The sequence below is a fragment of the Pseudomonas sp. 30_B genome (genome assembly GCF_017491605.1).
Taxonomy (GTDB): domain Bacteria; phylum Pseudomonadota; class Gammaproteobacteria; order Pseudomonadales; family Pseudomonadaceae; genus Pseudomonas.
Genome location: NZ_JAFGYY010000201.1, coordinates 1 through 508 on the forward strand (window position 1 = coordinate 1; position 508 = coordinate 508).

Sequence of the window (508 nt, forward strand, 5' to 3'; positions counted from 1 at the left end):
CACTTGATGTCAGAGTGCCGTAAGCGGATGGCAGAATAATTTACAGAAACGCGTTCAAAACGACGAAACGTTCGCAGAACGTTCCAATGGCGGAGACACTCTCATGGCAGCAGATTCAGGCATGGGCGCGCTGATCGCGCCGATGCACGGGCTTTCGTACGTACGCGGCCCGGCGGATGTCCCATTGAGCGACGCGACGATCGGGCAGTTCCTGCTCGATACGGTCGCCCGCTTTCCCGATCGCGCGGCGGTCGTGTTCCGCGAGCAGGGCGTGCGCTGGACGTGGCGCGAGTTCGCGGACGAAGTCGACGCGCTCGCCGCCGCGCTGATCGAGCTCGGCATCGCGCGCGGTGACCGGGTCGGCATCTGGTCGCCGAACCGCGCCGAATGGCTGCTCACGCAATTTGCAACCGCGCGTATCGGCGCGGTGCTCGTCAACGTCAATCCCGCCTATCGGCTGGCCGAGCTCGAATACGCGCTGAACAAGGTCGGCTGCAAGCTGTTGATC

Annotated in this window: 1 protein-coding gene; it reads left to right on the forward strand. The window is 63.6% G+C overall.

Features of this window, described 5'->3' with window-relative positions:
- Positions 1-121: 121 nt before the first annotated feature.
- On the forward strand, positions 122-508 hold a 387-nt coding region (locus J5M67_RS27940), incomplete at its 3' end, for an AMP-binding protein (RefSeq protein WP_243434929.1).